The sequence below is a fragment of the Arthrobacter sp. 10T413_2 genome (assembly GCF_056394205.1).
In genome coordinates this window covers 1-9661 of record NZ_JBFTHK010000160.1, presented here as the reverse complement: position 1 = coordinate 9661, position 9661 = coordinate 1, and the positions used below count along the sequence as shown (strand labels likewise).

General features: G+C 64.1%; 12 protein-coding genes and 1 tRNA gene. 8 read left to right on the top strand and 5 right to left on the bottom strand.

What is annotated here, in order from left to right; all coding sequences use genetic code 11:
• The first annotated feature begins 16 nt into the window (after positions 1 to 16).
• From AC1DBQ_RS18730 to AC1DBQ_RS18705, 6 genes are all read left to right on the top strand, one after another.
• Positions 17 to 73, top strand: a tRNA-OTHER gene (locus AC1DBQ_RS18730).
• Positions 74 to 300: 227 nt separating this feature from the next.
• Positions 301 to 681 (top strand): ribonuclease H family protein, encoded by a 381-nt coding sequence (locus AC1DBQ_RS18725; protein ID WP_476929939.1) that lies wholly within the window; start codon positions 301 to 303, stop codon positions 679 to 681.
• Between the two features lie 18 nt (positions 682 to 699).
• Entirely contained in the window at positions 700 to 1296 is a 597-nt protein-coding gene (locus tag AC1DBQ_RS18720; protein ID WP_476929938.1) for a hypothetical protein, read from the top strand.
• A gap of 52 nt (positions 1297 to 1348) precedes the next feature.
• A complete protein-coding gene (locus tag AC1DBQ_RS18715; RefSeq protein ID WP_476929937.1) occupies positions 1349 to 1648 on the top strand; it encodes a hypothetical protein in 300 nt (99 codons plus the stop codon).
• Positions 1645 to 2019, top strand: coding sequence for a hypothetical protein (locus tag AC1DBQ_RS18710; protein ID WP_476929936.1), 375 nt, complete (start codon positions 1645 to 1647; stop codon positions 2017 to 2019). Before AC1DBQ_RS18715 ends, AC1DBQ_RS18710 begins: the two co-directional genes overlap by 4 nt.
• An 11-nt stretch (positions 2020 to 2030) precedes the next feature.
• A complete protein-coding gene (locus AC1DBQ_RS18705; protein ID WP_476929935.1) occupies positions 2031 to 2480 on the top strand; it encodes a helix-turn-helix domain-containing protein in 450 nt (149 codons plus the stop codon).
• Between the two features lie 354 nt (positions 2481 to 2834).
• Here AC1DBQ_RS18705 and AC1DBQ_RS18700 read toward each other — a convergent pair whose 3' ends face one another.
• From AC1DBQ_RS18700 to AC1DBQ_RS18690, 3 genes are all read right to left on the bottom strand, one after another.
• Positions 2835 to 4223, bottom strand: a complete 1389-nt coding sequence (locus tag AC1DBQ_RS18700) for a hypothetical protein (protein WP_476929934.1) — start codon at positions 4221 to 4223, stop codon at positions 2835 to 2837.
• The gene (locus AC1DBQ_RS18695) at positions 4220 to 4504 is read right to left on the bottom strand and encodes a hypothetical protein (protein ID WP_476929933.1); all 285 of its coding nucleotides are present in this window, start codon (positions 4502 to 4504) and stop codon (positions 4220 to 4222) included. Before AC1DBQ_RS18695 ends, AC1DBQ_RS18700 begins: the two co-directional genes overlap by 4 nt.
• A 2285-nt stretch (positions 4505 to 6789) precedes the next feature.
• The gene (locus tag AC1DBQ_RS18690; RefSeq protein WP_476929932.1) at positions 6790 to 7119 is read right to left on the bottom strand and encodes a hypothetical protein; all 330 of its coding nucleotides are present in this window, start codon (positions 7117 to 7119) and stop codon (positions 6790 to 6792) included.
• 568 nt (positions 7120 to 7687) lie between these two features.
• Here AC1DBQ_RS18690 and AC1DBQ_RS18685 point away from each other — a divergent pair.
• Together AC1DBQ_RS18685 and AC1DBQ_RS18680 are read left to right on the top strand one after the other, a co-directional pair.
• Complete coding sequence (locus AC1DBQ_RS18685) at positions 7688 to 8011, top strand: hypothetical protein (protein ID WP_476929931.1); 324 nt, start codon at positions 7688 to 7690, stop codon at positions 8009 to 8011.
• A 268-nt stretch (positions 8012 to 8279) separates the two neighbouring features.
• A complete protein-coding gene (locus AC1DBQ_RS18680) occupies positions 8280 to 8498 on the top strand; it encodes a hypothetical protein (protein WP_476929930.1) in 219 nt (72 codons plus the stop codon).
• A 340-nt stretch (positions 8499 to 8838) separates the two neighbouring features.
• On the opposite strand, the gene AC1DBQ_RS18675 is transcribed toward AC1DBQ_RS18680, so the two are convergent.
• Entirely contained in the window at positions 8839 to 9177 is a 339-nt protein-coding gene (locus AC1DBQ_RS18675) for a hypothetical protein (RefSeq protein WP_476929929.1), read from the bottom strand.
• On the bottom strand, positions 9164 to 9409 hold the full coding sequence (locus AC1DBQ_RS18670) for a hypothetical protein (protein WP_476929928.1): 246 nt from the start codon (positions 9407 to 9409) through the stop codon (positions 9164 to 9166). The genes AC1DBQ_RS18675 and AC1DBQ_RS18670 overlap by 14 nt, the downstream gene beginning before the upstream one ends.
• Between the last annotated feature and the right edge of the window lie 252 nt (positions 9410 to 9661).

Here is a 9661-nt window from a genome sequence, read left to right as displayed (position 1 = left end):
GGACCGGCGTTGCTTCGGGGCTATAGCTCAGTTCGCATCGAAGAGGTCAGGAGTTCGAATCTCCTTAGCTCCACAGATTTCAAGKGTTTTTGAACCCTTGAGCCTTTGGAATAAACACTTTCATAACACTTTGCTTGGCAACCGCGCCCGGTGGGGGCGGTACATGTCTGTGTCTGTGTCATGCGCTCAGTGTAGGGCCACACTTCCACGAAGGATGCTTGAAAGGGTGGCGAGCGCTCCAGCGAGACTTGGTTGTTCGGGTCACCATCAGTAAGGGCTGGTTCTACGACCGTTTCCATCGTGTCCGACCACGGCCGTACCTGCCCCGGGAAGCTCGCCGCGATCCGCCGCGGCCTGCAGGCGACCCTGAACCTCCACCCGGTCMTGATGGACGGCATCGGGTCCTTGACGGCCCTGACGGACTCGAAGGCGGCCCTGGAGCTGCTGGAGCGTGCCGCCGCCGAGAAGCCCCTCTCCGAGGAGGACCACGACTCCGTCCACGAATGCAAGCGCATCCTGGGCTCGGCACGGGGCGTCGACATCCGCTTCGAATGGGTCCGGGGCCACGACGGGCACCCGCTGAACGAGATCGCCGACGGGCTGGCGTGCTGGCCCCGATTTCCGGGGACGCGAATTTTCCGGCAAGCTAGTGGACAATTCGTGTTCCTAGAATTCGAATGAACGGAAAGGGGGCCGGCCGTGGTTCAGCCCAGCGCCGTACAGCGGGCGCAGATACTTCAGGCGGGCTGGGAGATCGCCTTCGATCAAGTCTGGGCCATGGATCCTGATGACCCGGCGGCCCTGTGCCTGGTCGTGCGCGTCGGCCCCGGCCGCACCGTGTCAGCGAGGACCGTGCCCTGGTTCCATGAAGCTGTGGAACGGATCGTCCCAGGAACCAACGTKGAGGTGAAGGATCTCGAAGCCCTCGACGGGTTGGGCGATCCTGCGGCCCGTGAGACTTTGCTTCACATGGTTGAACTGACCGGCCGCCTCACTGACGGCGACGCGGGCCTCTGGCAGGTGACAACCGCGTCGGGCTCGATTTATCTCCTGGACCTGGCAGCCGGCCGGAGCGCMATGACCCGCCTCCCCGCCCGGACATATCCGCTAGGTGACTACGCTCGGATCCCGGTGGCCGATCTCCGGAGGGACGGGGAAACCGTGCCCCTGCTAAGTATCGGGCAGCTCCAGCTCGGCCAGCCTGGGGCCCTGCTCATCGACGTGCGCGGGGACGGCGTTGCCACGGTACGAAACACCACCCCGGTCATTTCAATCGAACKCCTTGCCGGCGGATGATGACGTCGACAGGTGGCCCCTGGAACGCTGGAATTCAAGGACTGTGAGAACCATGGCTACATCCAACCGAGGCGTAGGTCGTCCTAGTAAAGGGGAACGTCGGCTCATCGGCTTCCGCCTGGCGCTACAAGAGGCTGACCTGGTGCGCGAGATTGCTGACGCCGAAGGTTACGAGCACGTCAGCGACTGGGTGGCGGACGTCGTTTCCGAACGCATTGACCGGACGGATATGAGCAAGATCGGCCATCAGGTGGAGGCCTCGTCAACCCTGCTGCCTGGCGCCGTCCGGGCGGAGCTCACCGGTGGGGAGCCACTTCAATCGATTGCCTGTCGAGGGATGATACTGCCATGACGGACATTCCGTTTGAGCTCTCGGAGCGCGACAGACAACGCATCGACCTGCTCTTGGCCCTGATCGCGCAGGACTGGAAGCGCACCGGTCCGGACCAACACCTGTTCCAGTACCTGGCCGATCTAGCCCGGTCGCTGGGTTGCGGGGATCTGGCCATGATCCAGGACGACGCACTGATCGAGGCACTGTTGGCCCGGGCCGGACATGACGGCGGCCAGGACGGGCAACATAACACCGAACTCATGCTGGCTAAGGCGGCGGAGCAGCGACAGTTCCAGGTTGCCGCGGCKCGCTTACGGTGCATCACTGACCGTCGTCTGAACAAGGAGTCGCCTCGGTGGGTGGTCGATCTGGCCAACGAGGACTTGTGAGGCTTTTTGGCATGAGGCAAGAAGAGAAAGAKTTTTGGGATCGGTATTCCGGCATCGATAGCAACGCGGCCGGGCCCGCCGCGGCAACGGCAGCCGATGCACCCGGGCCAGGCAGGGGAGCTGTCGGCGTTGAGGAAGTCGCCCGGCGGCTGTCACTCAGCGCCGAGACATTGCAGGATCTGKCCGACAGAGGGGAGCTGTACGCGTACCGGCAGGACGGAGACCTGTTGTTTCCCCAATGGCAGTTCACCGCACCTGGGGCCGTGATCCCCTRGCTCCACCTTGTGCTGAAGGCCTTGCCTGCCAATGCTCACCCTGGCACGGTTGCTGGCTTCTTCCTCACTCTGCAGCCCGATCTGGTCCTGAACGGGCGGGCCGTGAACGCGAAGGAGTGGCTTGAAACCGGCGAGCCCCCTGAACCCGTCCTMGACATGGCACGGAACCTATCCGGAGGCTACTGACCGGGGCTGTTGGTTGTCGCCTCGGCCTGCCGGCTACCGGGCCGTCGCCGTCAAAGCGTGGTGGCCTCCGCCTGACGGCGCAGGCGCTCCCACGCCTCAACCGGCAAGCCCAGCAGCCCCTCTCCGAGCCTCCGATCTCAGCATCGGCGCGGACAGTGCGTTCATGTCTCAGAGGAAGGTCGGGGTGTTCCCGTTGACGAATTGCATACCCGGTCGGCCTGGGCCTCCCGTCGGTAGTCGGCGTTGATCAGGAAGTCCGGCTCGGCCCGGTGCTTGAGTCCTTGTGGACGGCAAACCCGACGGCTTCGAGGCCGTGGTCGGCCGGTTGTCGTTAAGGCTCAGTAGCAGGGCCGCTCAAGCTTCGATCCTCAGCCGGGCGGGCAGCTTCGCGCCGCCGGAGACTCCGCGGGCGGCGCCGAGTGGCAGCGGCAGGCCGAGCCCGGGACGGACCGGAGCGGGCTGCGGAATMTCCTCCCTGACCCGTGACATGGGGGTGCCGATCAGGTGCGTGTGGTCTCCCTTGCGGAACCAGTGCGGTGTCGCCGCGATGAGCGGGGCGTTGTCCACGACGGCGGTCGGGTCGAACGTCTCCCACGGGGTGAAGCCGTAGTCACCGAGCAGTTGGCGGGGCACCCACTTCTGCGCGCCGCGGCCGGCGCCGACGGCGAAGTCGGCGGTCAGCGTGAAGAACTCTTCGCTCAGCTCGTGCCGGGCCGGGAACCATTCGTCCCAGGTCGCGACGCCGATCCTTGCCGCTGGGGAGTTCTTTCCGGTGCCGGGGAACTCGGTGAGAACCTTGGACAGGCGCCGGTAGATTTCTCCGCGCGGGTCCCGACCCGTGACTGGCCGGTCCGGGTGCGGCGCGGCGATGAAGACGATCGTGAGTCCGGAGGTTTCCAGTGGGCGCTCGGAGAGGATCTTCGCCCAGCGGCGGACCTTGTTCTCGAAGGCGGCCGATGCCGTGGCGGTCAGTTCGTAGGCGAGGCGCATGCCGTCGGTCCGGACGATGACTCCGTCGGCGCGGCGGTTGTCGGGGTTTTTCACTGTCTTGCCGATGCCGGTTCCGGCCAGCAGGTCCACGGTCGCGTGCTTCTCGCCCAGGACTGCCCCGATGGGCAGGTACTCGGCGGCGCGGAGCGCGAGCTCGGCGGAGAGCACGTTGTGCCGGTCGTACTGGCCGCCGGAACTCCACGGGGTGCCGCCGGTGACGGCGACCCATTCCGGGAAGGTGAGGGTCGGTGCGATGAGCTTGTCGAAGGCGTCGKAGTTGCCGGGACGGTACAGCATGCCCCGTCCCTTGCCCGGCAGCCGGCGGGACGGATGGGAGAACGTGCCGAAGTCGAGCAGGTCGACCAAGAAGGACGCGGCGATGTTCGAGCAGGACGGATCCAGGAACAAAGGGCAGCCGGTGAACGCGGCCATCTGTTCGGCGGACACCGTGCGCCAGGAATCCACGACGGACCATCCCGCCAGGCGGGCGGCGCGGCCCTTGTTGGTGGTGAGCAGCCGCATGGCCTCTGCCTGTGGCATCCGGTGCCGGCTGTTGGTGTGACCGGCTCCGATGTCGGCGCGGGTGCGCTCCAGCTGCCCGGTGGTCCAGACGGCCTGGGAGCCCGGCGCCCACAGCCTGTCCCAGTACGGGTCGACGCGGTTGTGGGTCGCGACGTCGTCGACGGTGCATGCGGAKGGGAGCATCGAGGCGTGGATGCCMTCGGTGCTGTGGCGGTGCGCGGGGGAACTCACAGGGCGGTCTCTTTCAGTGCCGTGTCGGCGTACCCCTGGGTGGCGGGATAGTCGGCCACGTCGGCTTCGTAATTGGGGAGCTTGACGATGAAGGCGGACTGGCGCCGCGGTTCAACGTGGGAGCGGACGAGCACGTCGCAGGGCTCCAGGTGCTGGATGTCTTCCTGCGTCCACTCTTCGCCCATCGCGCCGGCAACCTCTTTGGCGGTGGCCGAGTCGATCTGTGCGAACGAAACGAGGGTGCCGTAGCTGAGCAGGTTGTTCCGCAGCAGGGGAGRCAACTGTTCCGGACGCTGGGTAGCCAGGAACGGACGGACCCGAAGGACCGGCCCTGGTCGCGGAGCCAGCCGAGAACCTCGGGGGAGTTGCCGGCCAGGAGCGAGAGTTCGTCGGCGAAGATTGACAGGTAGCGGTGCTGTTCCTGCCAGCCGGGGCACACGCGTTTGATGGCCGTATTCGGTGGCGGGCGAGGCGAAGGTGCCGGCCGTTTGCACGAAAAGGGTGGGGTTTGTATCGATMCCGCCGGCTCGGGTTAGCCGGTAAATGCGCTGTTCCATGCTGGAAGCCATGCGTAGTTTTCGGATACAGCCCCGTGAAACTCCAGGCCCGGGATAAAGGCCGATTACATTCCCTGAACGCTGAGGTCTGCCGCCCGTATCGCGGGAAGCCGGGTTMGGGGCCCCCACCCTGCCTTCTATGGCCTTGAGATGGTGTATTCGCGGGCAATTACCGGCGGGCGCAGCCTGCTGCGTGCAGGTCCTGATTGGATGGCCTGTGGCGTCGGGGCCATTACAGATTGAGTGTGGGCTGCTTCGTCCGGCCGACGGCCTTTTCTCTGGATTTTCCCGAAGAATTTTTTCATCAACCGGTATCGGTTGCGGAGCGGCGTGTTGCGCCTGCGGCGGGCCTTCAACCCGCTCCGCGGGGGCCTGCGGCCGGCGAGTGGGTGGGTGGTGGGCTGCCGTTGAAGTGTCCCCGGGCTTTTTGTCTGGCCGATATGCCGCTGGCGCGTCATATGGTGCCGGGGTTGTTGGGAGGTGATCAAGAGTTGTGCAGCTGGCCGGGTCCAAGGACGGCATGTGACCGGAGTGGGGTGGCCGGGTTGTGGCCTGCGGCCGGCGAGTTGTGCCTGGCTGGGTGCTGCTGTCGGGTTCAGTCTGCGGGGGTGACGGTGATGCCGCTGACGCGTCATGAATTGCTGAGCTGCTTGATGTGGTCTTCAGGCCGCACGCTGCGGGCCAGTCCAAAGATGTGTGGCCACTTGTTGTCCGAAGCCGCCGGCCACACGTGAAGGAGCAGCCCTTCGAGATCCACGTGGAGCAGCAGCCGCCAATCCGTCAGCCGGTTCAGTTCAACGGAACGTGTGAGCGTAACGATGKGCCGGGTCATCGCATCCGACCTGAATCCTCAGAGGTCATCGTTTCGCCGGCCTCGTGTGCCGGGAGGTTTACTGCGGGTCACACCACTGAGCCATCCTGACTTCAAAGAGTGCAGCATCCTCGCCGGCCGCAGGCCCAACCCTGACCGAGTCATGCCGAGACCGTGAAGCCGAACGCGACGCAATCCGCTCCCCGCAGGGGAAGCCAGCCACACGCAAAGCTCAGTGCAGAGGGAACCGGACCGGCACCCTAGGTGACGCAGTCACCCGAGAAACGCACAGCACGTCGACCAGGCAGACGCCTCGACAACGAGACCAGCCAACGGCTGCCCAATGGCACCAGCCCGCCGGCCGCAGGCCATCACTCCCGGTGAACGCAACGTCAGGTCATGACGCGGCACGCCAAGTATGCCGGGCCGCAGCGCAGCGCAGGCAGCACGGACGCAGTCCGTGGCCGTGAGGCATCAAGCTCCCCGCAGGGGATAGCTGTCCGCAGGACGAAGCTGGAGGCGCGCAGCGCCGGGTAGTCGTGTGGCTCCGGTGGCCGACGTGGCGCGGACGCAGTCCGCTGCCTGCAGCCGTGAGGGTGTCCGTTCAGTCAGCGGAAGTTTTCATCCGGAGAGTGCCGGGTTGTGGTGCAGTGAGCGGTTGAGTGAACGCAGCGAAGCGGAGTGGGCGAAGACCGGGAACGGGAACCAGGAGGACGCAGCCAGCGGCAACAAGGTGACGTGTGGGTTTTCAAGAAGAGAGCGCGTAGGTGGCCGGGCGCGCAGCGCCAGGGAGAGAGGGTGAAGTTTCAGTAAGCGAAGGTTGTGGGGTAGGCCGCCGCCAGGCGGCAGGGAATCACAGAGAGAAGCAGAAGGGTTTCGGATAGCGAGAAGAGGTCAACGAGAAGGGATCCGGGAAGGAATCGATCAGGGACGAGAGCGCAGCGATCAGGTCAACAATGGCCGCGCAGCGGACATCTGTGAAACAAGATGCTGACGCAGAGAGGAACGAATAGTTGTCTGGGGAGGCGCGCCAGCGCCGACCCTTCATATAAATGCCCTTCAACCGGCCGACCCAAAACTTTTTCGACCACCGGCATCAACCGCCAACCAACCCAGTTCGCCCAGACACAACTCCCMACGGCTTCGGCTATCGCCGGACCCATTAACGCAATCGCCGAAGCGTATGGGACCAAGCGGCCTACGACCGGACTCGCGGTGCTTTCTCGAGGGCCGCGCGGGTGAGCATGAGCTGCTCCTGCCAGAAGTTGAAGCGGCCGTCCTTCGTTGACGCATCGAACTTGTAGTTCCAGCTATGCGCGAGTTCGTAGAAGCCCTTCCCAGGCCCGTAGTCACCCTTTCKGCCGACCAGGGACGTGATCATGAAGCCGGGGTTGTCCTCCCGGTCGCGTTCGGCGATGGCCCCAAGCAGGTGGCTCAGCTGATCGCGTCCAAGTTCCGATTCGAAGTCGAAGCCCTGCAAGCCCGTMCGGTCCTCCAGCTCGTCATTGAACTGGGTATAATTAACCACGGTGCCTTTCGACGCGATCTCTCTCAGGTATTTATGGCCAGCTACAACCAGCTCGTCCCACTCACTGTCATCGCGTCCGTGAATCACAGCGCCTCCTCGTCGTCTCCGCTCGAAGCACCAGCCTAGCGGGGACGCTGTCTCGACCGGTTACAAACCAAATGCACCGATGCCGCCAAGTTCCTCGCCGGGTACCACGTGCCACCGCTTCCTTGGTCCATGAGTCCTTCAAAGGATCAATTCTGGGTCGGCAGGGAGCGACGCGGCGTCGTCGTCKCCCAGGGGGTAGATGTCGACCTCATCGGACATCGTGGCTTCAACGGGGAGCTCGTCCTCGGCGAAAGAGCCAATGGTGAACAACTTGAACCACTAGGCGAGCCAGCGGCTACTGCCCKGCAGCGGCACGTGCGGTGTGTGGCAGTGTTGATCGGACTTMCCGACACGAATGAACGGCCCCGGGGCAGGAGTGTGCGGGAATCGTGCGATTGCCGGTATGTTCAGGCGCGGGGGACGATCGGCATGCGCTTTTGCGGGATTCCCCCGCATCAGCCACCGTCGAAAGGTCTCCACAGTGTCCCCGTCCAAATTTGAGCTTTCACGACGTGCCCGGGCCCAGGAAAATTTCGAGGAGAGGCAGAGGGCTTCCGCCGCGAAGCTCCGTGCGGACAAACGCGCGGAGGGCGAAAAGCACAAAGGAGACGCTGTATTTCTAGGAGTCATAGGATTCTTTTTCCTMGGCATCGTCTTCGGCCCCATGGCCATCGCCACCGCCAAGAAGGCTGAAGCATTGAATACCCGGGCAACCCTCGGCAGGGTCCTCGGTTGGATCGACGTCATCGCCTCGGCCGCCTGGATCATCTTCTTCGCCGTCCTTTTGTCCGGGGCCMGCCACTGACGCCCAGCMGTCGAAGTCGGCGCCCGCAAGCGCGCAGCGACTGGTTTTGCCGACACKAATGACCGGCTCGGGGCCGGAGGTATGGGAATCCTGCGATTGCCGGTATGTTCAGGCACGGGGGACGATCGGCATGCGCTTTTTACGGGATTCCCCCGCATCAGCCACCGTCGAAAGGTCTCCCGTGCCCCATTCCAGATCCACCATGCGTCCCGTCCGGCACGGCGAGGACCCGAGCATTGCTGTTGAAACCGCCCTGTCAATGGATGGCATGAGAGCAAAAGATGCAGCCGTGATGTTCGGGATCCTGGGATTCTTCGTCCTCGGCATTGTCTTCGGCCCCCTGGCCCTCGTGCAAGCCAGGAAGGCTGAAAAATACTATGGTCCGGCAACCTTCGGAAAGGTCCTTGGCTGGATCGACATCCTCGTCTCCATAGGATGGATCATGGTCTTCATCGGCTTCCTGAATGGCACTGGCCACTTGAACTGACCGTTGCGTGGAAGKGCCCGTGTTGGACACGGGCCTTCCGTGTTTCGGGCTACTTCCCGGCGCGGGCTGCGTCCCGGCGTGCCTTCCAGGCAGGGATTCGACAACGATGAGGCTGGTGCTGTCAGCCCATGTTGTTYTGTCCGGATAGGCACCCCAGGTCTGGCGGTTGAGTCGGTCGATGGAGCCGATCTTCGCCTTGACCGGGACCTCGATGACCMTGGCGGTCATGATCTCTGTGTAGCGGCCGCCGAAGAGGTAGGTGACGGTGTCACGGGCTGTGAGAGGGCCCCGCGGGCGTCCTTGACGATGTTCATTGAACACATATGTGCGGACCGGCCCGTCAGCCTCTCCGGGTACGCTRCTCTTCGTCATGGGGTCTGCGGACTGCCCCCGGAGCCGCTTTGCCTTCGGCGCAGGCGATCCGGTTCCGCTCGTCCCGCACCGCCAGAGCATCGGGGAAGTCGCTCGGGCGGCCTGCTTCATCCCATCGCGTGTTCAATGCGTGCATGGCGTCGCCGATCACCTCAGTGAAGAACAGGACCGAGGCCTCATGCAGGGGCATGACACGGGTCCACTCCTCGTCGCGCGCGTAGGCGTCGTGGAGCTCTTTCGATGCGGCGAAGATCCGCTCCGAGTGCGGAATCTCCGGCCGCGGGGCATCAATATCAATCGGGAACATTGAGCGCCTCCCGGCGGGCGCGGCTGCGTTCCACGCTGCGGAGTGCRCTGGCATTCTTCCCGACGCGGACGATGTAGACCATCGCGGTGATGGTTACACCGACTGCGATTCCATAGCCCGGGCCCTGGATGAACCAGTAGAAGGCCGCCGGGAGTACCCCCCATAGGGCGCCACGGCGCAGATCGTCGCCGCTGTATTTCATAGCCCGCCTGAATGCTTCCATCACGGTCATGCCGGCACCTGCGTCACGTTTTCCCATGTGCCGAGGATAAGCCGTCGTTCGACGGTGTGGCCCTGTTTGCGGACAGTGGCGAGCTGGCAGTTCGGCCGCTAGGTGTACTCAGCCAAGACGTTGGTTACACGGTGAAAGGGTGAAGACCTCTTAGGTTGGTGGTTACCACACACACCTAGCGACTAAGAGGTCTTCATGGTCCACCGTAATGCCCGTCTGACTCCTGCCGGTAGAGGCATCCTTGTCCAGCGC

Excerpts from the sequence above, each read along its gene's own strand:
- AC1DBQ_RS18715 (WP_476929937.1), top strand. The coding sequence starts at position 1,349 with ATGGCTACATCCAACCGAGGCGTAGGTCGTCCTAGTAAAGGGGAACGT.
- AC1DBQ_RS18680 (WP_476929930.1), top strand. The coding sequence starts at position 8,280 with ATGAGAGCAAAAGATGCAGCCGTGATGTTCGGGATCCTGGGATTCTTC.